This is a genomic window from Streptomyces sp. NPDC092369 (genome assembly GCF_044755245.1).
Lineage (GTDB): Bacteria > Actinomycetota > Actinomycetes > Streptomycetales > Streptomycetaceae > Streptomyces.
In genome coordinates this window covers 147,686-170,109 of the sequence record NZ_JBIVQP010000003.1, presented here as the reverse complement: position 1 = coordinate 170,109, position 22,424 = coordinate 147,686, and the positions used below count along the sequence as shown (strand labels likewise).

Annotated in this window: 19 protein-coding genes; 8 read left to right on the top strand and 11 right to left on the bottom strand. The window is 65.6% G+C overall.

Annotated features, from left to right (window positions below):
- Window positions 1-63: 63 nt before the first annotated feature.
- The 5 genes from ACIQI8_RS17645 to ACIQI8_RS17625 all read right to left on the bottom strand — a co-directional run bounded on the left by ACIQI8_RS17645 (window position 64) and on the right by ACIQI8_RS17625 (window position 2,822).
- Entirely contained in the window at window positions 64-402 is a 339-nt protein-coding gene (locus tag ACIQI8_RS17645; protein ID WP_402350881.1) for a hypothetical protein, read from the bottom strand.
- 78 nt (window positions 403-480) lie between these two features.
- Window positions 481-1,974 carry a ThiF family adenylyltransferase gene (locus ACIQI8_RS17640; RefSeq protein WP_402350878.1) on the bottom strand — a complete coding sequence of 498 codons (1,494 nt, stop codon included), beginning with the start codon at window positions 1,972-1,974 and terminating at the stop codon, window positions 481-483.
- Complete coding sequence (locus tag ACIQI8_RS17635; RefSeq protein WP_402350875.1) at window positions 1,971-2,336, bottom strand: hypothetical protein; 366 nt, start codon at window positions 2,334-2,336, stop codon at window positions 1,971-1,973. The genes ACIQI8_RS17640 and ACIQI8_RS17635 overlap by 4 nt, the downstream gene beginning before the upstream one ends.
- Complete coding sequence (locus ACIQI8_RS17630; protein ID WP_402350872.1) at window positions 2,333-2,599, bottom strand: hypothetical protein; 267 nt, start codon at window positions 2,597-2,599, stop codon at window positions 2,333-2,335. Before ACIQI8_RS17630 ends, ACIQI8_RS17635 begins: the two co-directional genes overlap by 4 nt.
- A 70-nt stretch (window positions 2,600-2,669) precedes the next feature.
- Complete coding sequence (locus ACIQI8_RS17625; protein ID WP_402350869.1) at window positions 2,670-2,822, bottom strand: hypothetical protein; 153 nt, start codon at window positions 2,820-2,822, stop codon at window positions 2,670-2,672.
- 155 nt (window positions 2,823-2,977) lie between these two features.
- On the opposite strand from ACIQI8_RS17625, the gene ACIQI8_RS17620 reads away from it, so the two are divergent.
- The 3 genes from ACIQI8_RS17620 (at window position 2,978) to ACIQI8_RS17610 (ending at window position 5,659) form a co-directional block, all read left to right on the top strand.
- Entirely contained in the window at window positions 2,978-3,313 is a 336-nt protein-coding gene (locus ACIQI8_RS17620; RefSeq protein ID WP_402350866.1) for a hypothetical protein, read from the top strand.
- A gap of 43 nt (window positions 3,314-3,356) precedes the next feature.
- Entirely contained in the window at window positions 3,357-4,481 is a 1,125-nt protein-coding gene (locus ACIQI8_RS17615) for an ImmA/IrrE family metallo-endopeptidase (protein ID WP_402350863.1), read from the top strand.
- 95 nt (window positions 4,482-4,576) lie between these two features.
- On the top strand, window positions 4,577-5,659 hold the full coding sequence (locus tag ACIQI8_RS17610; RefSeq protein ID WP_402350860.1) for a hypothetical protein: 1,083 nt from the start codon (window positions 4,577-4,579) through the stop codon (window positions 5,657-5,659).
- Window positions 5,660-5,691: 32 nt separating this feature from the next.
- On the opposite strand, the gene ACIQI8_RS17605 is transcribed toward ACIQI8_RS17610, so the two are convergent.
- Complete coding sequence (locus ACIQI8_RS17605) at window positions 5,692-6,621, bottom strand: hypothetical protein (protein WP_402350858.1); 930 nt, start codon at window positions 6,619-6,621, stop codon at window positions 5,692-5,694.
- A 555-nt stretch (window positions 6,622-7,176) separates the two neighbouring features.
- The gene (locus ACIQI8_RS17600; protein WP_402350855.1) at window positions 7,177-7,701 is read right to left on the bottom strand and encodes a hypothetical protein; all 525 of its coding nucleotides are present in this window, start codon (window positions 7,699-7,701) and stop codon (window positions 7,177-7,179) included.
- A 680-nt stretch (window positions 7,702-8,381) separates the two neighbouring features.
- Here ACIQI8_RS17600 and ACIQI8_RS17595 point away from each other — a divergent pair.
- The 4 genes from ACIQI8_RS17595 to ACIQI8_RS17580 all read left to right on the top strand — a co-directional run bounded on the left by ACIQI8_RS17595 (window position 8,382) and on the right by ACIQI8_RS17580 (window position 13,210).
- Complete coding sequence (locus ACIQI8_RS17595; protein WP_402350852.1) at window positions 8,382-8,645, top strand: helix-turn-helix transcriptional regulator; 264 nt, start codon at window positions 8,382-8,384, stop codon at window positions 8,643-8,645.
- 119 nt (window positions 8,646-8,764) lie between these two features.
- Window positions 8,765-9,688, top strand: a complete 924-nt coding sequence (locus ACIQI8_RS17590; RefSeq protein WP_402350849.1) for a DUF6083 domain-containing protein — start codon at window positions 8,765-8,767, stop codon at window positions 9,686-9,688.
- 549 nt (window positions 9,689-10,237) lie between these two features.
- Complete coding sequence (locus tag ACIQI8_RS17585) at window positions 10,238-11,707, top strand: UvrD-helicase domain-containing protein (RefSeq protein WP_402350846.1); 1,470 nt, start codon at window positions 10,238-10,240, stop codon at window positions 11,705-11,707.
- A 171-nt stretch (window positions 11,708-11,878) separates the two neighbouring features.
- The gene (locus ACIQI8_RS17580; RefSeq protein ID WP_402350842.1) at window positions 11,879-13,210 is read left to right on the top strand and encodes a hypothetical protein; all 1,332 of its coding nucleotides are present in this window, start codon (window positions 11,879-11,881) and stop codon (window positions 13,208-13,210) included.
- 133 nt (window positions 13,211-13,343) lie between these two features.
- On the opposite strand, the gene ACIQI8_RS17575 is transcribed toward ACIQI8_RS17580, so the two are convergent.
- Entirely contained in the window at window positions 13,344-13,685 is a 342-nt protein-coding gene (locus ACIQI8_RS17575) for an AAA family ATPase (protein ID WP_402350839.1), read from the bottom strand.
- Between the two features lie 378 nt (window positions 13,686-14,063).
- On the opposite strand from ACIQI8_RS17575, the gene ACIQI8_RS17570 reads away from it, so the two are divergent.
- Window positions 14,064-15,770: an IS1182 family transposase gene (locus ACIQI8_RS17570; protein WP_402350836.1), complete on the top strand. Its 1,707-nt coding sequence runs from the start codon at window positions 14,064-14,066 to the stop codon at window positions 15,768-15,770.
- Between the two features lie 199 nt (window positions 15,771-15,969).
- On the opposite strand, the gene ACIQI8_RS17565 is transcribed toward ACIQI8_RS17570, so the two are convergent.
- From ACIQI8_RS17565 to ACIQI8_RS17555, 3 genes are read right to left on the bottom strand one after another with little or no spacing between them, the layout of a single operon-like run.
- Entirely contained in the window at window positions 15,970-20,256 is a 4,287-nt protein-coding gene (locus ACIQI8_RS17565; RefSeq protein ID WP_402350834.1) for a hypothetical protein, read from the bottom strand.
- Window positions 20,253-21,359 (bottom strand): effector-associated domain EAD1-containing protein, encoded by a 1,107-nt coding sequence (locus ACIQI8_RS17560; protein WP_402350831.1) that lies wholly within the window; start codon window positions 21,357-21,359, stop codon window positions 20,253-20,255. Before ACIQI8_RS17560 ends, ACIQI8_RS17565 begins: the two co-directional genes overlap by 4 nt.
- 4 nt (window positions 21,360-21,363) lie before the next feature.
- The gene (locus ACIQI8_RS17555) at window positions 21,364-22,386 is read right to left on the bottom strand and encodes a trypsin-like peptidase domain-containing protein (RefSeq protein WP_402350828.1); all 1,023 of its coding nucleotides are present in this window, start codon (window positions 22,384-22,386) and stop codon (window positions 21,364-21,366) included.
- Window positions 22,387-22,424 lie beyond the last annotated feature (38 nt).

Here is a 22,424-nt window from a genome sequence, read left to right as displayed (position 1 = left end):
CGGACCGTCGTGGCCACGCCCAGAGGCCGGCGGGGCGAGCGGGCTAGTCCCCCCGACAGGCGACTACGCCGTGAGGCGGTCCGCTTCGGCCAGCAGCAGATCGCCAAAGGACTGAAAGCCAATACTGCATGCGTAGACGCCGCTGACGACTCGATGGATGGTTACCCATTCCCAGATGGCGGTGGTATCCGTGCCTGTGCGAGAAGCCAGTTGCTCAGTCCGCGCCCAGACCTCATCGCCGAAGTCTGGGTTGCACCGCACGATGGTGCCGAGATCGCACGTCGGTTCGGCCCGCAGTCCGGCTGGATCGATGAGCTTGTAGCTGCCGTCACTGGGGAACCCACGGAGGTGCTGGTCAAGGAGTATGCTGCGCCGACGAAGATCGTCTCTCGCGATCACCAAGATCTTTTCCCGCGTGGCAGTTGAGTGGCCTGCTGGTCTGCCGACGCCGCATCGGGCGCCGCCTCCGGGAAAACCCGATCACCAGTACCTGCTCAGCAGGTTGTCGATACCCCGTCGGAAACGGAGCGGCCATGGGCGTGCCGCATCCAGGCGGGCAGCGCGCGCTCGTTCGGCGGCTTTGTGCCGCCCGGTGACCTTCACAGGGGTGTGATCGCCGAGAGCGCGGAGCTGACCGTCATAGAGGCAGCCTGCCTCGCAGCCCTCCAAGCGTTGGTCGATGGTTCCAGTGGTCAGGTGGTACAGGTGGGCGCCGGTGTCGGCGATGCCGCTCGGTGCCGTGACCATAGTGAGGAATTGGTTCAACTGTGCGGCGGCCGCACTCGCGGAGAAGACGAAGACATTCTCCTTCCGGCGCAACGGATGATCGGCCGAGAGGCCCTTGATGTAGGCGGGGTCGTCGAGCAGTCCGTCGCGCTCCACCGGAACGTGAGCTGGGTCGTACTGGCCCAGGCATTCCATGCACGCGCGGCTCGGCGCGGCGACGTGGGCACGCCATTCGGCACCCTTCAGATGACCGCTGCGCGCATCGACCAAAATTCCGCCGTCCACGACGGGGATGAGGTGGGCGTAGGCGAGGAGGTTCAGGGCGGCGCGGGGCCAAGGCCTGTCGACACAGGAAAAGAGCAGGTCGCAGTCTGCTGCAGCGGCGAAGCCGTCCGGCTCCACGACGCTCAACTCGTGCGTCGCGACATGGATGTCCGCGCCGGTGGCGGACCGGCGTGCAGCACGCGCGGCGATGTCCACCTTGGCCCTGTGGAGTCGTACGTCGCGATCGGTGGCGTGGAGAAGCCGGTCAAGGTTGAGGTTCTCGACGGTGTCGAAGTCGAAGAAGCTCAGCTGTTGGAGACCGGTACGTGCCAGAGCTTCGACGATGAGCATGCCGACCGATCCGGTCCCGACGACACCCACGTGGAGCCGCGCCAGGTCGTTCTGGGTCTCCTGTCCCCAGGCGGAGACGGTGCGTACCTGCCGGTTCGTTGTCTCGGGCGGCGGGACGAGGGTGTCGTTGAAGGTGACCGTGAAGCGCTCTCCGACCACGCGTACGTTCTCCGCCTCGGTCGGGACATAGGTACGTGGTGCGTGCCGCTGCCAGACCCGGGCGCCGAAGCGGGCGTCCCCGCCAGCGAAGGTCATGCCGACCAGCGGCAGTCCGGTCAGGGTGATGGCCTGGGCGGAGAAGGACGCCTCGGCCGCGTAGTCGATGTCGTTCAGACGCTGCCAGCGCCGACCGCGGGGATGGGCATGGATGAACCCGAGCCCGCAACCCTCCTCGGCGGCGATGCCGGCGGCCCTCAGGAAGTACTCACTGGTGAAGTCGACAGTGCCGTGCACGATTCGATCGCCGTCTTCGGGCAGGACCACCTCAACGATCAAAGCCGTCGTACGGCGGGATCCGGTACTCGGCCGCCACAGGACGAAGACGCAGTCCTCCTGGCCATCGGCGCGGCGCAGATGGCGGGTGAGACACTGCGCGACGTCGGTGGTCATGGCGAGTGAGAAACGGGTGATCATGCCGGGGGCTCCAGTTGCGAGAACAAGGTGCGCAAGTGCCGCAGGTAGCCCCGGATCGTACGATCGACCGACCAGTTGGCGGCCGGGCGGCTCCAGTACTCCCACTCGTCCCCGAGCGGAGAAGTGTGGACGGCGCCTGCGGGGTGTCCCAAACGCGGGCTCACGTGAGGGCCGGGCGGCGGGGAGAGCGGCCAGTCCTGCACGAGAGCCAAGCCGATCCTGACGGTCTCGCCGGACCGCGGGCCGACCTCGATCACGTAGTCGAAGACAGCGAACTCGCCCCGCGGCTCGACGGTGTAGCCGGCTGCGGCCAGGCCCGCGAGCATGCCCGCGGGCCCGGCCTCCGGCAGGGTCGTGGTCATGAGGTCGGCGTAGAGCCGGTGAACACCGACACGAACTTCTCCCGCTCGTGCACGGTGATGTCCTTGTCGCCCTCGTCCTTGTACGACTCCCGGTGCCGGCCGTTGACCCGGACCAGGTAGTGGTCGGCCGGATCGATCCCGGCCAGCCGCAGGATCTCGTTCGGGGTGGTGTGCTGGGGCACCCCGGAGACCAGCTCTTCGTCGACGATGACCCTCACCGTCTTGTGGGCGGCGTCCTCGTGCCGCGTGTCCGCCACTGCCATGACGGCCACCTCCTTCCCCGGCCCGTGAAGGGCAGGGATCGATGAATGCGGACTCTTCGCCCGCTCCGGACTACTTGCGCTTCTTGGCCTTCGAGCCGGCCTGCTCGTTCACGGTCGTGTCCGGATGGCGGCGCACGGTGGCCTGCTTCACGAACCTGCCGGTGATCGCGCTCCGGCCGCGCTTGCCGCCGGATCCGCTGGACGAACTGCGCTTGACTGTCATAGAACCACCTCATGTCGATTCATATATCGCCCTGGCCTGCATAAATGCACTTCAAGATCATAAATTAGATGCACTCACCAGGTTCATGCGATTGACCTTGATCCGAGGGTAGCATTGAGCTGTCAGGTAAACGCAAGTGAATTCTGGGGCTGCAGGTGGACATCGGCTTCGTCGACGCAGAGTTGGGCCGCGTCTGCAACAGCGACGCGGCTCGCAGGGCCCACTTCGGGTCGGAAGCCGCCGTCGCGCTGCACAGGCGGCTCGGCGAGATGGCGGCCGCAGCCCACCTGGCCGACCTGAGCGTTCTGATCGCTGCCCGCCTACGCGCAGGCCCGCCCGACGACCGTTTCGCCCGGCTGATCTCCTTCGGGGTGTACGGCGATCTGCTGGTACATCCCCGAGACTCACCGCCTGTCCTCGACCAGGACGGCCTGCTCGACGAACATTCCGTGCGAGCTCTGATCGTCACCGCGGTCACCATCCGCGGCTGACCCCCGCCACCGCCCTCAGCCTGCTGCCCTCAGAGAGGTCCTCGTGACGCCGCCCACTCCGTACGTCGCTTATGACCCCGACTCCGCCCGACCGCCCGGCGAAACACTCAAGGATCAGCTTGACGCCCTGGGTATTCCGCAGGCGGACCTGGCCAGGCGTACCGGCTTGTCGACCAAGCACATCAACCAGATCATCCAGGGCACCGCGGTTCTCAGCCCGGAAACCGCGCTCCTGCTGGAGCGGACCACGAAGATTCCCGCCTCCATGTGGAACCACTTGGAGGCCGCCTGGCGCACGCATGTGACCCGTGACGAGGAACTCAGACGGCTCAGCAAACACATCAACTGGTTGGACAAGTTCTCGCTGCCGGAACTCGTCAAACGCAAGATCCTCCCCACCAAGGACAAGACAGCAGAGAACCTTCAGCAGCTGTTGGCATTCTTCGGAGTCGCCGATCCCGAGGTAGCCGAGGATCTGTGGCGCAGCTACCGGACCGCCTTCCGCCGCTCCACCGTCCTGGAGACGAACGACTACGCCACAGCGATCTGGCTGCGCCAGGCAGAACTCAAGGCTCGCGATCTGCCGTGCCAACCGTTCGACCGAGCCGCCCTCACGGCGCTCCTGCCGCGCCTGCGCGCTCTCACCGTGGCGGAGCCGGAGACGTGGCGCGGCCGGATCACCGCCTTGTGCGCCCAGGCAGGAGTGGCCGTCGTATTCATCCCCGCACCACCGCGATCACACGTTTCCGGAGCCACCCGGTGGCTTGCGCCTGACAAGGTTGGAGTGGCGCTGAGCGACAGATTCAAGAAGGACGACCACTTCTGGTTCACCGTTTTCCACGAGATCGCCCACATTCTTCTTCACGGAAAACGACTGACCTTCTTGGACGACACAGACCATGGAGACAAACTGACCCCTGAGGGCGACCGGAGCGAAGAAGAGGCAAACGCATTTGCGGCAGAAACACTGGTCCCGCCGGAATACGCTGCGGCTTACCGTCGCCTTGCCAGCAGGCCGATGCCCTTCACCAGGATCGAGACCTTCGCCCAGCAGGCCGGCATCGCTCCCGGAATTGTCGTGGGTCGTCTCCAGCATGATGGGGCGCTCGAATGGACTCACGGCAACAAGTACAAGCGCACCGTGCAGATCATTCCAGCCGACGACTAATCTAGCGGCGCCCTCGCCGCCCAGGTGCGACCGTATATCAATATAGGCAGAGGAGGTGCGAATTGTCTGTTAATGATGACGTCATAAAGACTGGCGTGGCGAGCGATGCCGCCTATATGGGTAGATTCTTCCGGGATCTTCAGACAACGCATGATGCGAGCCCATCCTCGATCACGATCATGACCCTGTGCATGGCCCCGTACTTTTCCCTCATACTTCACGAGGCGAAGCGCAAGCCGCAGGCGATCGATCCTGCGGTTTTTGATCGGTTCTCTGCCGAAGCTGAAGACGTGTGCGCTCGCGCGAGACATAGCCTTAAGCTCTTCGAAGATACACAACGGCACATTGACGGACAGTTGCAATTTTTCAAAGATGAAATTTCGAGTAAGCACTCTGAGTACTTCCTCGGAAATACCTGGCTCTGGCTCGCCCGGAAGTGGGAGAAAGATCTAGTTCTCTTCACGTACGAGAATACGCTAGTTACGACATCCCATGCTGCGGCGTTTCATCTTGGAGTCAAGACGGAGAACCTCCTTCAGGAGGATAACGGCGCTTATATGCTGGGCGTCATGCAACAGCTGGGCAGATGCTTCGGGGCTCTCGGTGCCCGCATGGATACTCAGGGAGGGGAGACGTTTGTTCACCATCTATCGGGTGAACGTCTGTGGTCTGCGGATGTGCGAGCTTCAACGTACTACGCCCAGGCATTCAATGGGGCAGGTACAGAATCCATTAATGGCGTCTTGACCGACTTCCAAGTGCGGATGAACTTCATCGATAGAATCATCACTGCTGGTGCAGACGTCCGCAATCTTGAGTACACGGTTTTCAAGATTCGCTATGTCACCCTGTATCAAGTGCTGCTAAGCCTCAAGCTTCTCAAGGATGAAGCCCGCTATCCACTGTCATCTTCTTCTGGTGATGCACTGGAGGCAATCCTGGACACTGATGCCGTGCGCGTCATCACAGATAGCGCAGTCCGAGAGTTTCGGAACACCTTGATGCACTACAACTTGCTGAGGGGAGCCGATACCGCAAGGGTAGACCTGACGCAGCCGATCTTCGGCCTAGTGCCTCAATATTTCCCCGCATATGACTTCGAGCAACTGGGTGAGTTGGTCGATACGTGCATTCGCGAAACAGCCTGCGCCTTGAACTACTGGGCTGCTGGCGTATAACCAACTGGCAAAGGAGGATAGCCTGATGTGACTTACGGCAGGTCTATGTCCGTCTGCTTGAACGTGCCCGGAACGGCAGCCTGGATTCCTGCTACGGCCTGCCACGTGTTTACGGCATCCATCTCAGCTGAGTTGAGCCGTCTGGTATCCCAGCCGTACTGAGCGAAGAGGCGCCGGAGAGCTGCCATCACTGCGAGAGGAGCACCGCCGCATCGAAGTGCAGTGTCCCTTGAGCTCGCTTGCAGTGTCACTGCGGTGTCGCCGTGCGCAGGGTTTACGGGAAGATCGAGCCGTTCGAAGAACATGCTGATGCCGTGCTGTTGACCATGCGCTACTGCTGACCCGGTGCGCCAGAAGAGGGGTCCCAGCGTCGGAAGCTGCGGTGCGATCATCTCCGCCGCCAGAGACGTAGTGGACGGAATTTGAGTACCGAGGAAGGGCGGTCGGTATCGGTCACCATCTCTTCGCACCTCGAAGCCGTGAGCCCGGGCCGCCTTGACGATGTTCGCTATCCGTTGCTTCGAGTGCTCCAAGATCGCTGTGTTGATCGTTCCCGTTTCAAGCTGAGACTGTTCTTTCAGACTCTGAAGCTGAAGGTTCATGTAGCGGCGTACACGTTCGCGCTCTCCGATGCCAGGCTCCAGCAAGTACCAAGGCCCCATCGCGATATCGAGGATGGCGCGGGTAAGAGTGTGAGAGGACGTGACACCCCCAGGTGATCTGAACACCGAAGACAGGGTGTCCAAATGGTCGAGCATCACTAAGACGGGCGACAGCGGGGCGATGTTGGCGTTCCGGACCGGTCGATCTCCCCAGGTTCCGGCCAGCGCAGCGTCTCGGCCGCACTCTTTGCTAGCAGGTGATCCGTCCAGGAAGCCATGGACCGCGTCGTAGCTGTCTGCAAAGGCAGAGTGGAGACCTTCAAGAGAGCGGGCCAACTCAGCCCAGGGATCTACTCGCACACTCCACGACAGTAGACGCGTCCCAGTGATCTTGCTGGCGAATTTATCCCGTGCATCACGAAGTCGTTCTCCGGCGAGCTCGGCGTGAGGTGGGGAGGCTCGCTGCCCGCGGACTCTCCGCAACTGGCCAGGCGGATGCTTGGGGCCGTCGCCAAGTCTCAGCCGCGTTCCAGCGCGTCGATCAACTTGCCGAGGTTCCGCACCGCACGATCGGAAGCACCCCTGGCCGCCAGAGCCCCCAGGACGACGTCACGCTCCAACAGCCCTGTGCTGCGCAGGTCTTGCAGGATGTGCTGGGCGTGTTGCTTGCCGAACCTGTCACCGAAGCCCCTTTTCTTCCGTCTGGCGGACGCTGATCGTCCGTCCGAGTATCTGGGTGGCGACGAGAGGCGTCCTGTACGTGGTGAAGGGTGTCGCGCGACGTCGGAAGCGCTGAACGTGACGCTGTCTGGAGACTGGGCCCTCGTTCCTGCGGGAGCCCGCCGAGAGTCTTGGACCAACTCGACGGGCCGTGCCCCCGACGTCGTTGAGCTGCCGCTCCCCGGGCCCGAACGATCAGTTGGTGTCCTCGATCGCGGGGTGCCGCCGCAGCCCTCTGGGACCCAGCCTCCATGAGACCTCTCCTGCGTCCGGTGCCACTTGCCAGGCCGTGAGAACTCCCGCCGCTACGAGATGTTCCAGCGTCGAAAGGAGAGCAATGGTAGGTACTCCGCACCCCCGCGCCACCCGTTCGGCCTCCGCCGCGCCATGATCGCTTGTGGCAGCAGTGCGGGCGACGAGGGACAGAGCGGCGAGGCGTAGCGGCGGAGTCGAGGCGCGAGTAAAACAGGCGGCGCGCAACGCCCAGTCGGCGGCGCGGAGCCGGTCAGGTCGAGCCGGATGCTGGGTCAGCAGACCCGCATCGAGCATCTGGACAGCCATCATGCGATGGTCGAAATGGCGTGTGCGCAGCAGTCCGGCGTCGTGGAGTTCGTGCCAGACCTCCGCAGCAGATTTGAGGCGAAGGCTGCGCAGCACGCCGTTGGGCAGCCTGACTTGAGCCGAGTCGTTCATACGGAGTGCGCACTGAAGGGCGAGCATGCGGGCGCCCGCTCCTACCTCCTCGGGCAATGCGGTGGCGAGATAGTTGAGCAACTCGCTTACCCGGGTCTGGCTGTCTGGTCCTCTGGGACGTCGTCTGCGTCGAATGCGCGTCCGCCAGGGAGGCGGGGCCTCGGCGGCCAGCGTTGTTTCGGGGACGACAGCGGCCTGGGATGTGGACGCCGCGCACGCCGTGCAGGCGTCGGAGAGGCGCCAGCGGCGTCCGCCGCGTTCGCGGACGAGGAGGAGTCGGATCGGTCCGTTGCACCCGCGGTGGCGCGGATGCTGGCGGCAGCCTCGCTCGTGGCACTGGCAGATCCGCAGGTGTGCAGGAAGGGGATCTCGGCGGGCGTGAGCGGCCAGGTGGGCCAGGAGCTCAGTTCGAGCGGCGGAGCCGACGAGCGGCCGCCCACCGTGCGTGCACTGTCGGCACACGAGCACCGGTCCGCCAGGCTGCGGACGCAGCTCGACCGTCCAGGTACGCCGGACTCCCGGACGTGTGAAGCAGAGCCTCATGGCGCGCGTCTTCCTCCCGTCGTTCTCTGCGCCGGCCCTCTGCCGGACTGGAGTCGGGCGCACACGCTAGTGCAGACCTCTGCCCTCGCTCTCATGCCCGGCGAGCCGAAATAGGGCAGAGGTCTGCACTGACAGGGTAGGTGTCTGCACCTTCCGATGGACGGGTGACGATCTTCACGCCCGACCCGGACTTCCAGGCTCTGCGTCTGGAGCTGGCCCGGCTGCGTGCGGTGCGGGGATGGACCTACGACGAGCTTGCCGCCCGCAGTGGCCTGGCCAGAAGGACCCTCATCGAGATCGAGCAGGGTCGCGCGATCGGCACCCTCAAGACATGGCACGCCCTCGCTCATGCGCTAGGCACTCCGCTCGACGAGCTCTTCGGCGCCCTGTGCCACGGGCATGAACCTCCGCAACCGATGAGCGGCTGACGAGTCGTCAGGGCCTGTCGGCTGTTCAGCCGATCGAGCAGAGTGACGCGAACATCTGTGCGTTCATTCAAACGCGTGTCGCCCTTGATGGGGCCGTTCGGTGGACGTCTCCGGCCCGGATGTCGCTCGACGGCGTGTGTGCTGGCACCTTCGCGCTCATGCACTACTCCCCCCTACCCCGACGCCGAAACAGCGGCCCTGCCCTCGCCCACCCGCGGCGCCCACTGTGCGTCGACTCAGACAGCCCCACCAGGCTGCTGCGTTGTGCTCAACGCGACCGCTGTCGCGAATGCGGTAATTCCGTTGAGTGGTACCAGCGAGTCCGGGACCGCCCCGTCCGCCTGCATCCACAGGAGTTGTCGGCGGCCGTGGTGCCTTCCGACCACCGCTGGCATGTCAGCTCCGGCCTTGCCTATCCCTCCGGAGACGGGAGCGCCTGGTGCCGTCTGACCCACGCCAGCGTCTGCCCGGCCCGAAGTGCCGACAGCGTTGCCGCCCCCGAACTGGCAAGGCTCCGTCAGGCGTTGGCAGTGAACACGCGTCGCATGGTGGACGCGGCAGGCTTCATCCCAGCGGCACCCGCGGACCGGGAGTCCCTGCAGTCGGAGGTCCCCTGTCGGCCGGCCAGACCTGTCGTCCAGATCCTGTTTGTCCGCTATCTCGCCGCACGCCCTCTGGACGAGATCCAGTGCGTGGCCCAGACCCGACGACGTGACCGATGCACCCGCGGGATGCTCTCCTCCGACGGCCCGACGGGTGTCTGGAGGCTGGTTCCCGCTACAGCCACCCAGGGGCAGTTGGCTTTTCCTGCTGAGGTCATGGCCCTGTACGACCTGAGTTCCCTGCCCTACGCCGAACAAGTCCGCTGGCGAACGCAGCGCTGTCCTCAGCACGCAGCCACCCCCACAGCTGCGGACCTGGCCTTGACGGACTGGGAACCCTTCGACCCTCTCGTCCACCACGCGTACGTTCACCAGCGCCTCCCCGCCCATGGTCGCCGGGCGCATCCTGGCAGCGGGGCCCGGAAAGCGGTCCGGCGATGAGGAGACAGCACGCCGTAGAGATCATCCTGACCAGACCGGTCACCCCGGCAGAGCTGCACAGAGCCTGTCGAAGGGTGCCGCTCGCGACGAACACGGACCGCACCCGCCTAGTGGTCGTGCACCGCGCCAAGTCAGCGGGACGCGCGCTGCGATCCCTCCGCCACGAACTCGATCGGCTCCTGCCCATCGACGTCTTGACGACCCACTACCCCGATAGTTCGGGCCAGGTCCTGCTCAACGTCGCGTTCGCCCCAGCCATCCGTTCTGCGCTCGACCAGGCCGCAGCGACTCAAGGGCAGGAGCCCGCAGACTTTCTCGCCCAAGCCGTCAACGAAGCTGTTGCACGAGACGCACGGACGCGCACCGTGCAACTGACCGCGCAGCTACGAGGCCTTCTCACCCACCACACCCCAAGACGTCCTTGCCTGCGCGGCACGCGTCCTGATCGACCACCGGTGCCCACCGCCGGATGCCTCCCGCGTCGCCGACCACCAGCGACGAAGCACCGCACACAAGACCCCCTGACCGTTCCCCACCGCGGAGCTCCTGTTGCACACGCCCACAGACGAACAGGCCCACGCCGTCGACACCTTCCGAGACGGCCACCACTTGGTGCTGCAGGCCGGCGCCGGAACCGGCAAGACCAGCACGCTTGCCCTGCTGGCCGCGAGCAGTGGACGCCGAGGCCGCTATCTGGCCTTCAACAAGGACATTGCCGATGACGCCGCCACCCGGTTCCCGCGCTCCGTGCAGTGCCGGACGGCTCACGCCACTGCCTACGCAGCTGTCGGACACCGGTTCGCCCGTCGGCTCAGCAGCCCACGCCAGCCCGCCTGGCGAATCGGCAACGCCCTAGGCGTCAGATCCCCCGTCCGCATCGGTGATCACGAGATCAGCCACCGGACCTTGTCCCACACGGTGTTGCGTACGGTCACCCGCTTCTGCCAGTCCGCCGACACGTCCCTTGCTCCCCATCACGTGCCGGCTCTGCGAAGGTTGCACACGCCTGCCGAGCGTGCCCAACTCGCTGAAGCAGTCATGCCGTTCGTTGGGAAGGCTTGGAAGGACCTACAGGAGCCCGAAGATGGTGTAGTCCGCTTCGAGCACGACCACTATCTGAAGATGTGGGCACTGACCGAGCCGAGGATCGAGGCCGACTTCCTCCTTCTCGACGAGGCCCAGGACACCAACCCCGTCCTGGAGCAGGTCTTCGCCGCTCAACGCGCTCACGCCCAGCTGGTCATGGTCGGCGACTCCGCCCAAGCCATCTACGGGTGGCGCGGGGCCCGGGACGTGATGACCGGCTTCGACGCCATCCACCTCACCTTGACCCGCTCTTTCCGCTTCGGCCCGCTCCTCGCCGAGCAGGCCAACCGCTGGCTCGCGTTCACCGACGCGCCGATCCGACTGACCGGATCCGACACCATCCCGACGAAAGTCGGCCTGGTCACGAGCCCGGACGCGGTCCTGTGCCGCACCAACATCGGCGCCATGACCGAGGTCATGAGACTGCTGGAGGCAGGCCGCCGGGTCGCGCTCACCCGCGGCGGACAGACACTCATCGCACTGGCGCTCGCCGCCAGGGACCTCAAGGACGGCCGACGCACATCCCACCCTGAACTGGTTCTCTTCGCCTCCTGGGGTGAGCTGCAGGAGTACGCGGAATACGATCCCGCCGGCCGAGATCTCCTGCCGTTCGTCGAACTCGTCGACACCCATGGACCCGAAGCCATCATCACTGCTGTTGCCGCCCTGACCGATGAAGCCAAGGCCGAGGTCGCGGTCTCTACCGCTCACAAAGCAAAGGGCCGCGAGTGGCTCGGGGTCAGAATTGCCGATGACTTTCCCCCGCCGCCGGACAGCGACCAACTCGACGACAACGGCTGCCCGATCCCGGAACGCGTGAGCGAAACGGACGCCCGCCTCGCCTACGTCGCCGTCACTCGCGCACGGCACCAACTGGACCTCGGAGGACTCGCATGGATCGAAAACCAACCAGCTCCCGTCGATGGCTCCTGACAAGCCGAAGCACAGGGATGACCGGAATTGCGGCATCCGACCCCTCCCAGCTCGCTCATCCTGGCGGGCAGTCAGCTTCCTTAGGGGCGCGCGTCAAGTACCGCTTCGCCATCTGAGGACGAGCGGCGAACTCAGTGGAACGTGCCCCCTGATGGCGGCAGAATGCGGTGTGTGGCTCCGATGCTGACTGATATGTCGAGTGACCGCCTGGACGCACTGATCAAGCACCCGTTCCACCGGGAGAATGCTGAGCGGTTGGTCAGATTCATCAAGGACCTGCGCGAGTGCCAAAGCGCAGAGGACTCCATGGCGTTTCAGCGGGAACTTCTGGTGGCCACGCTCGCCGCGAACCTCGCCCGGGCGGAACGCTCGCGAGTGATCAAACGGCTCAGGAAGAGGGAGTCGTTGCCCGTTGACGCCCCCGAACTCGTTGCTGGCGATCCTTACGACCTGAACGACTGGCGACTGGAGTACGACGTTCTGGAGCGGGTGGGGCGCCAGCTGCGCTCCATCGGTGACGCCATGGCCTGGCGCGCGTTCCGGTACGACCGTCGCTACATTCTCGCGTTGCGTCGTAACGAATCACCCGGACCGATGACCCTCAGCAAGGAGGGCACGGCTCACGAGATCCAGTTCGTGGAACAGCAGTGGAGCGAGAACAGGCACTTCGCTCTGCTCCACGACATCACTGACTGCCTGCGGATCGCTGACGTGACAGTGTTCCACGACCAAGAGGACGGCGAGCAGGAGATCTACCTGTACGAGTTGAAGACAAATCCGCTACGGAAGGAGAGCGCCCAGCTGACTCGAACACGGCTTGCCGCCGAGGCGCTGCACATCGGCGGGCCGCTCCCCGGGTCGGACAAGGCTGTTCTCGTCGAAACCGGAGTGCCTTACGCTACCCATTTGTCCGCGCTGAGTGATGCCTTTGCCCAAGCGCATCAGGACGGGCTCAAGACGATGCGTGTCCCAGGGCAGCGTGCTCTCCTGGCGCTCGATATCGCTGCAGCCGGCGACAAATGGGGAGCCCAAGAGGCTACCAAGCAGTTCCACGCCTCATATGCGTCGCTCTTGCGCCGCACACGGTTGACCGGACAGAACATCTGCTTCAGCAGCGGGGACAGCGCAGCCCGCAACACCATGGCCCCGCCGTGGGGCATCTATCCGCTGCAACCCGGCCAGTGTGCCGGGCTCATCGCCGACGTCCTTGTCTTCAGCGTGACACTGTCATCGGACAACTTCATTGAGGAACTCGGCAAGCACGGGCTGGACGTTGAGTGGGTCCTGCCAAGCGGGGCCGACATGGAACCGGCCCGGCCTGTCGTCATCGTCAGAGGGCACGGCCGACAGGTCACCATGGCCAGAGCCGGACTTGAGCAACTCATGCTGGAGTTGAGCAATCTGCAGACGTGGGCGCGTGGCATGGACCAGCTCCTCAGAAAAGGCCTACCTGGGCAGGAACCATGGCCGTACTTCGCTGACGAGGACAGAGTTTGGGCCTGAGCGGAGGAGGTGCCACGCACTCCTCAGCGTTCGGATCACTGGCGGCGTCTTTCTCTTGAGCCGAAGTATGTATCTTCGCCACCTGCCGCTGGCGGGCAAATCCCGTCCACCCGCCAGCAGGTCCACCCACCTGTCAGGGCACGAACATCGAGGCGCGGGATCCCGTGATCCAACCGACGACGTGGTCACGGTCTGCTTCGGCTGTACGAACTTCGGCGACCTTTCGTCCTCGGTTGAGGATGACCACGCGGTGGGTGACTTCGTAGCACAAGAGCAGGTCGTGGGAGACGACCACGACTGCTGTTCCCTGCTCGGACAGTTTCCGGATCAAGTCCTCGACCTGACGGGTCTGTTCGTACCCAAGCGCTGCCGTGGGCTCGTCGAGCAGCAGTACTCCATGGGACTCCCCGGCGACCCGGATGGCGCTCCTGGCGAAGGCGATGGCCTGGCGCTGACCGTCCGACAGAAGTTCCACCGGGCGGATCATCGGCGGGGTGCGGACACCGAGTCTGTCGAGTTACTCCTTCGCGTGACGACGCTGCGCCTTGCGATTGACGAACCCGAGCCGGCCCAGCAGACCCCGGCAGAGGATCTCCCTGTCAACAGCACATCGGACCAGGACTGCCGTCCGGCGACGATGGCGACCTTGCGCCGGATGTCCTAGCCGACCCATAGACCGTGGCAGATTCCCGCCGATGAGGTTACCGGGAGTAGGTGTGCGGTTCACATCGATGCGTACTGGCAGGATCTAACTTGACTCTGTCGGTGATCTTGGAGTTTGCCGGTGCGGCAGCATGATCGACAGACATGCTCAGGGCTGTTCCGAAGGCCGATGCAGTTCTCGAGGTGTCCGTTGTCGCTCCGTGTCCGTTCCGGTGAGCAAGTCCCGTTTCTGACCGCGCGGATCGCGCGGGCGAGCAACCCGGGCGGTACGACAGCGATGTGGGTGAAGGACCGGCTGGACGGGCTCTGGCGTGACGACGACTTCGCCGACTGGTATCCGCGTGACGGGCGTCCGGGTCTCTCGCCCGCGCAGTTGGCGACCGTCTGTGTGCTGCAGTTCGTGCTCGGTCTGTCGGACCGGCAGGCCGCCGAGGCGGTCCGCTGCCGCATCGACTTCAAGTATGCGATGGCCCTGGAGTTGGACGACCCCGGCTTCCACCACAGCGTCCTGGCCGACTTCCGCGACCGTCTCGCTGAGGGAGACCGTGCTGACCGCCTCCTCGACCTCGCGCTGGCCCGCCTGAAGGAGGCCGGACTGGTGAGCGAGCGCACCACGCAGCGCACCGACTCCACCCATGTCCTGGCCGCGGTGCGGGATCTGACCCGCCTGGAGCTGATCACCGAGGCGGTCCGCGCCGCACTGGAAGAAGTCGCCGGCGTCTCTCCCCACCTGCTGGACGATCTGGTCGACGAGGACTGGGGGCGCCGCTACGGCCGTCCGGTCCGCCTGGGGAAGAACCCCACCAAGCCCAAGACCAGGATCCTCGCCACCGGAAACGACGCCGTCCGGCTCCTGGAGCACCTCCAACAGCACGGAGCGGACCGCACGTCCGGCCCGCGCATCCAGGCCCTGCGACAGATCATGGTGCAGAACTACCACCGCGATGCCGCAGGCCACTTGCGCTGGCGCACCGCCGAGACGGAAGACGGACCCGGGCTGCCACCCCCGTCCCGGGCGATCGTCTCCCCGTATGACACCTCGGCCCGCTACGCACGCCACGGACACATCATCAGCTGGAAGGGGTTCTCCGCTCACCTGACGGAGACGTGTGCTCCCGACGGCCCCAACGTGATCACGGACGTGGCCACCACCGCGGCCACCACCCACGACAGCCAGGTTCTGCCCGGCATCCACACCCGCCTGGCCCGCCGCGGGCTGCTGCCCGCCGAGCACCTGGTCGATACCGGCTATACCTCCCTGCCTCACCTGGAACAAGCCGCACGTGACCACCAGGTCACCGTCTCCGGGCCGCTCCGGGGCAACCCCACCCGCCAACACCGCCGGGGTGAAGGCTTCGCCCGCGACGACTTCCACATCGACTACGACCGCCAGCAGGTCACCTGCCCTCAAGGCCAGGTCAGCCAGGGCTGGCACGGCCCCTACCCGACCTCCTCACCCACTGCGGCCCCACTGATCGTGGCACGGTTCACCAAGAGCCAGTGCCGCCCCTGCCCTGCCCGCACCCAGTGCACCACCACCGCCGACAACGCCCGCACCGTGGGATTTCCCCCACGAGAGCTCCGCGACCTGCAACTCCGCGTCCGCACCGAGCAGCAGACATCCGAGTGGAAGACCCGCTACGCGGTCCGCTCCGGGGTGGAGGGAACGGTCAACGAGTTCGTCCACGGACACGGCATGCGACGCTGCCGCTACCGAGGCCAGGACAAGGTCCATCTCCAGCACGTCCTGACCGCCATCGCCATCAACATCGAGCGCCTCAGCGGTCTCCCAGCGACCGGGGAAGCACCCCCTCCCCGCCGGCCGACCGCCTTCCAGACCTACCTCGATCAGCACGAGATCCCCCGGCCGAGATCCTGGCGCACCCTGGGCACCTGACCCCAGCCCCCAAGATCACCGACAGAGTCAAGCTAAGGCTTGTCCCGTAACCCATGGGGCGGGGCGAAACAGCCTTTGCGTGTGGGTCAGTTGGGGGTTTTGGCCATATTCAGGAGCTGCTGATGGAGGCCGGGCCTGGCGAACAGGGCTGCGCCTGCGTCGGTTCGCCGCTGGCCGGAGAGGTCGCTGTCGGACGTCCTCAGCCAGTCGTCGCATACTGCATGGCCACCACCAGCGCCCTCGCGGAAAGCCCGCCCGCCCGGGCCACCACCTCGTAGATGCCGGGCTCCCGCACCGTGATCTGGGCGGTCGAGGTGCCGGGTTGGCCCTCAACAGGAGCGGTCCGGATACGTTCGGCCACCTCGCCGGTGGAAGCATGGACCAGGCTGCACGAGAGAGCGGCGTGGTCCGCGCCCGTGACCGTCAGCGTCCACTGGTCTCCTGGGGTGACTTCAGGCGGGGCGCTGATACCGAAGGCCGTGGGCCGAAGACCGGGATGCACACGGAGGTGATCGATCCCGGATGCGGATTTTCCGCTGACGATCTCTTGCACCAGGTTGACGACCGTGGAGCTCGAGAGCAGGGAGCTATGCTGCCCTACCACCGGCAGACACCCGGCGAATCCGGAGGGGATTGCCGACCCCAGGGGCACCAGGCCGTCGCCTGTCCCCAGTACCGAGATCAGCCTGTCGTCCTCGTCGCGGAGGGAGTTCCCCTCGTCGTCCACCTTCGGGGTGTCGGGCTGCAGCAGTACTCGACCTCCCTTGATGATCATGCTGGGTGCGGTTGGCTGCGACGTACCCACGATCGCGTGCCAGCGGGGCAGGCGGCCCTCGGCGGCGTGCCGCTTGAGGCGGGCCTCGAAGGCGTCCGCAGCCAGAGATCCGTCCCCTCCCACCTCCTCGACGTCGCGGGGTGTGAGCCTGCGCATTCCGCCGTGGCCGGTGTACACACAATGGGTGTCGGGCAGCAGGTCGTACATTCCCGGCATGGAGCGCGCCGCCTCCGTCAGGGGACGGGCTACTGACACATGCTTAAGCGAAGAAGCGAACGGATCCAGAAACTGCATGATCTTGGGAATCCCGCGGAAGGGTGTGCCGATGGTGACGACCTCCCGTGTCGCCCTCGCAAGCTCCGGGAACTCAGCCAGGGCGGCCTGGGCGACTAGTCCGCCCATCGCGTGGGCGACCAGCACGAGCTTGGGTCCTTCGCCGGCCCGGCCCAGGACGGATGCGCGCCGTGCCGGGTGGTCCACCCACTGGGCGAGGTGCCCCAGCGCGGCCTTGGCAAGGTGACGGGCCGCGGCAGTGACCGACAGACGCCAGTCATAGGGGAATTCCAGGACGGCCCGGTCATGCAGCACCGACGCGTTGACACCCTTGACGAGAGCGCCGTAGGGCGACAATCCGCCTACCAGAGGCAGCCAGGCGACCTCCCGCAGCAGCTCCGTGGGGCGCAGCATGACCAAATCACCGGCACGTTCAGCCGCCGTCACCCTCAGCCGTGCCAGATCCCGGAACAGGCCAGCGGAAGTCACAAGCTGGTGCGAACTGACACCGGCTCCCCAGACTGCCTCGTCCGTCTCCCGGTTCATCAGAGCGCTCCCGGCGAAGCCGGGCAGGATGACGACGGCATCTCCTGTGTAGGGCCGGTCCAGTTCGTGACGATAGGTGTCAATCAGGACCTCGCTCAGCGGCTCGGCGGTATCGGCGTGCGTGTCCAGGTATTCGCCAACGGCGTTTCCCCGGCTCACACTGGTGACACTGATCGTGTCCGCCGTGCTGGCTGGCACCTGCGGCATCACGCCGACCTCGCCGGTCAACGAACCCAGTAGGGCGTCGTCGGCCCCCTCGGTGCCGCCGACGCCCAGCGACCTCGCCGTGTAGGAGACCAGATGCGGCAGCTCGTCGCCGATCTCGGCGGCCAGTTCCCGGATCAGCTGGGGATGGCTTCGAAACGCCTTTGAGGAGAGGGCTTTGACTCTCCTCACGGTGTCGGCACGCAGGGCAGTGGCCTCTGCAGTCGCGGCGGCCCCGGACCGTCGGTGGATTCTGAGCTGCGCCGCGGCCACGGACAGCAGACGGATCTCCATGCCCGACTCGTCGGCGATCCGGCGTGCCCGATCCAGGAGGTTCAAAGCCTCTTCGAAGCGGCCGAGGTCCTCACAGCTGCGGGCGCCCAGCAAGGCCAGCTCGACGAACACCTCCGGATCGGCTGTGTCAGCCGCCAGGTCCATGGCCCTGCCGACCCGTTCGTAGGCGTCTACGGGACGCCGCAGGGCGAGCGCAGCCCGCATGGTCAGCGCGGTGAGGTCGAGATTGTCCGAGACGCGGTGAGGGCGTTCGTCCAGCAGATTGGTGACACCGGCGGGATCGTCCGCGGCCAGAAGAGCCTTGCCGGTCCGCAGGGCCTGGCGTTCCCAGACCTCGTCGTCCCCCGCCACACGGAGGTCGTCCGGGGCAGAGCCGCCAAGCTTATCGATCAGATAAACCTGGGCGGATGAGGGCAGTTCCCCGATGGCCGGCTCCAACAACGGACCCGCGTCCTCGATCCAGCGTCTGTCCAGAGTACGGGCGGATTGCCCCAGAGCGAGTCGGTGGTATAGCTCCTCGACACGGCTCGCCACGGGGTCAGTGTGCGCGTGCCCCTGTTCGTAGTAGCGCACCGCCCTGCGGTGGATCCTCTCCACGACGGTTCGCTTGTCACGACGGAGCAGCGGGAGCATGGCGCGGCGGACATCGCCGCGATGCACGACAGCCTCCTGGCCCGGTACGTCCTCCACCAACGTGGCCTCGGCCCGGAAGGCGTAGTACATCCGCCGGGCCCGGTCCTTGCCCAGACGACCCAGACCGCATGGACCGGCCAGCACCTCCCGGATGACGTCCGGGGTGAGGACGCGCACCACGAGACCGGGGCTCGCGATCCTTCGTAGGTTCTCGTCATGGAGATGATCCAGCAGACGCCGGTAGAGCACACCTTGCACCGTCTCCGCACTGAGTTTCAGCCGGAGTTCGGCTGGCAGGTCCCCCTCGCCGAGGAAGTGTGCCCCGTTCCGATGGACGAGGACAGCTGCGAGCTTCAGGTTGAGCGGACTGGTACCGACGATGCCGATGATCTCCTCGATGTCCCGGTCACTCGCTGTGTCCTGGTCATGTGCAGGTGGGACCGACGGAGCGTCAACGAGTTCGCGGCGGAGGAACGCCCGCGCGGTGACAGCGTCGAACCCTTCCAGCCGCAGGAGCCTGAAGGCGGGTTCGGCGACAGGAGCACGGCCGGCCGCGATGACCCGCAGCCCTGGGTGCGCCCGGCGCAATCCGTCGAGGAAGTCCAACAGACGGCGCAGGGCGACCGGTCCGCCGCGCTGCACCTGTTCGAACGCGTCCAGTGCCAACAGCCACGGCTGGGAGACACCGGCCCCGCCGGTGATCGAGGCGACCAGCGCGGCGAACGCGTCGATCAAGGTCAGTTCGTCGCGCTGGTGGGAGGCCCGGGGACCGTGGTGACTGTCCTCGGATCGGGTGTACCGGTCGGCGGAGAGCGTCATCTCCAGTTCCCGCTCCAGCTCCGCTGTCCGTCCGGCCAGATCCGGACGGAGCAGACCCAGTTGCCGTACGCATTCGGCAACCAGAGTCAACGGTCGCTCGGCAACCAGGTCGTGCCGGTCGAAAGTGAGGTAGAAGCAGGGTGACGCCTCAGATCGCTCCCGGTCTTGTGATGAAGCCTGGTTATCCACAGGCGTGGAGGGCCGTCCGTCGAGGCGGTCCAGCACGAACCGGGCGAGGAGCGTGGACTTGCCGACGCCGCCGGGTCCGTGGATGAAAGCCCAGGTGCTGAGTTCCTGGCTGCCGACGAACAGCGTTGAGGCAGGGACCGGGGCCGAGTTCGACGTGTCTGAGGCACCGTCAAAGATCGCGTCGAGCGTCGCGAGTTCGGTAGTGCGGCCGGCGAACCTGGCGTCGGCGAGAGCGTGCAACGGCTGGAAGAGGCGTGCCCTCTTGACCGCGCTCTCCAGGTCGTCGAGGTCCGGAAGCTCTACTCCGTCGTGTACCAGCGCCTTCTTGGACAGCGGGGCGTCACGGAACCAGCCCACGACGGTGAGCGCGGTGTACAGCTCGTCGAAGCTTTGCTCCTCCAGCGGCGGATTCCCGCCTCGCAGGAGACGTTCAGCCCAGGCGTGGGCCGGGTCCTCACCGCGGGGCGCGTTCTGTGCGGCGGCCAGCAGCCTCTTCCGGGTGCGCAGTCGCTCCAGGGTCAGCGTCCGGGAGCCTTCTGCCATGCGCCACCGGCGGCCCAGGGGCGTACTGACGCGGGTGCACTCGTCCAACAGAAAGTCCTGGAGAGCGGCGCTGGGCCCAGTTGTCTCGTGGTCACCGTCCGGCTCAAGGTCCAGGGCTGCGAAAGATCCCAGGAGCACCGTGCGTTCCCGGAAGGCGTCGCGTTCGCAGGCGGAAGCCTGCTCGGTGTCACCGTTCGGAGTGTTGGTCACAACGGGCACCTCCCCTGTCGTAGCTGGTCACGGCCCCAGGATGCGGCGACGAGTTGCAGGCTGTCGGACATTGGCAGTAGAGCGTCGGCGGTGACGGGGCCGCAGCCGGCCTGGCTGCTCAGTTCGTTGACGAGCTGGTCGGCCTGTTCGGAGTCGACGGGACTGCCTGCTTCCTTGGTGACGGCCTGGACGTAGTCATGCAGGTCCTTGCCGGTGAGCGGGGCGAACTGCTGGTGGGCGACGTAGGGCGCCAGGTGGGAGGGGAGCCAGCCGTCGTAGGCGAGCAGGACGATGCGGAGTCGGTCTGCCATCTCCTCCTCAATCACGGCGGTCACCAGTCGGATCAACGCTCTCAGGGCAGGCTCGGTGAAGCGCACGCTCTGCGAGTCGTCGATGACGAGCCAGTGTCCGGCCATCACCTGCCCCGTCCGGTGTTCGTCGTTCAGCAGGTGCTTGATCTGGTTGACGAGACTGCGGGACTGGCTGTCCTCCGAGGTGTTGAGATCGAGCGTGATGTCCCACCCGAAGAGTTCCCTGAGGGTGTCGCCTATGTCGGCGACCGTCACCGGGGAGTAGAAGTCGTCCATGCTGATGCGTCGATTGTTGACGCGATGACTCTCCAGTACATGGGCGATGAGATACCAGCTGTGTGTCCTGCCGGTCTGACGCTCTCCCTCCACGGCGAGGACACGTCCGCCGGCCCCTTCCACCATTTGGCGCAGAATGGTGCGGAATTGCAGGCGGTTGAAGAACGCCCTTTGGCGGTTGGCCACGAGATACGTGGTGCACGGGTCGGCTTCGGCGGCGGACGCCTCCTCCGTCAGAAGGTAGTGAATAACCGGATATGCCTGCGTGTTGGGGTCTTTCGCGGCCAACTGAACGAGGGCCCGCAGGCGACCGGCTGGGGCCGCGAGTTCAAGAGCCTCCGGCCAGACGTCGGCCATGCTCTGACCCCAGTTGATATCGCCCTCGCAGAGTCCGGCGCCGACAATGACCTGCCGCGCGGCGGGTTGGGTGCTGTAGACGGTGACCAGGGCCCTGATGAGGTTCCTGGCTCGTTCGTCATCGAGGTTGAAGGAGCGCTCGTCGATCAACGCGGGCATGGGCTCACACCAGTCGCTTCCGTGCGAGTCCGTCCCGAACCTGCCCGATCCTCACACCTTCGTTGCGGAACTCGGCGGGCTTGTCGTCGGCGCCGACCCTGAGCCAACGGCGGTGCAGGGCGACAAGGTTCCACCGCTCGTCGAAGACGGGCGACCCGGACGATCCCTGTTCCGTGTCAGTCCAGTACTGCACCACGGTGTCATCAACATGACGTACGACATTGTGGTGCGCGGCGAGCTTCTTCACCCCGCCGTGCGGGTGCTGGATGATGTACACCCTGTCGTTCAGGGACACTTGGACAGCGCTGGGGAACGCGACACACGGGGCGTCGCCGGGCAGCGGCTTGGCGCTTCGGACGACCGCCCAGTCCAGCTCAGGCTCTCCCACAGCCGACTCTACGTCGCAGGGCACCACTTGATGCTCGCGAGTCCTCCCGTTTAGCTCGGCCTCGTAACCGAACCACGCCTCGACCGCGCGCGGTGCGCTTGCGTCGCCGTCGAACAGCACATGGTGATTGGTGAGCAGGAGATCATCCGTGATACGGAAGGCCGTGCCGTGGTAGAGCGTGCCGTCGGCTGCTGTGACGCGCAACCGGCATACTGAAGTGGCCAGTTCGGTCCCCCGGCGGAGGAAGGACACGTCCTGGAGCGTGTGCGAGCGGAAAATCTGCCGCTCCAGCTGGTCGGGATCGTCGAACTCCGCGAAATCTCCCGGCCCTAGAGGCCTGTCCGGTGCCTCCAGGACAGGCTGCGCGGCGAGCAGTTCACGCACCCGGTCGGCGACAGCCTGGTCGGGCCCCTCGGTGACTGCCTCCAAAAGGGGGCGGAGACACTTTTGGTTGGCCGCCTTCTCCATGAGTTCGAACCAGACCGTCATCATGGGCTGTTCCCAGTTGACGTATCCCGTCGCCACACCGGCCCGCTTCGCCAGTTGCTCGGCTGGGGTGGGACGGGTGTACGCCCCGGCCAGCAGATCCCGCAGTTCCAGGGCGCCGGGTGCATCCCACCGGAAGGGAACTCGGTCCACGAAGTGTGTCATCGTCTGTCGCTCGGTTCTCGGTCGTC